The organism is Cellulomonas sp. GbtcB1, from assembly GCF_019091725.1.
In the GTDB taxonomy this organism is placed as follows: Bacteria; Actinomycetota; Actinomycetes; order Actinomycetales; family Cellulomonadaceae; genus Cellulomonas.
Map to the genome: position 1 here is coordinate 1 of NZ_JAGXJG010000415.1, position 246 is coordinate 246.

Consider the following 246-nt stretch of genomic DNA (forward strand, 5'->3'; position numbering starts at 1 on the left):
ACGAGTCGTTGCACCAGATCGGGTTCTCGGCGGCTGACCTCGACCGGCGGGTGGCCGAGGTGGCCGGCGGCGGGGCCGTGCTGATCGCCGTCACCGGCCTGCGCCTGCGCCGCACCGCGGTCACCCTGCTCGTCGAGCCGACCAACAACCTCGACCGGCCCACCCGCGCGCGGCTCGCCGTGCTCGGCGACACGTGGCCGGGGGCCCTCGTCGTCGTCAGCCACGACCTGGAGCTGCTGGAGCACG

Annotated in this window: 1 pseudogene; it reads left to right on the plus strand. The window is 75.2% G+C overall.

The window, feature by feature from the left end:
• Positions 1-246, plus strand: a pseudogene (locus KVT14_RS20890) (ABC transporter ATP-binding protein); the annotation flags it as partial.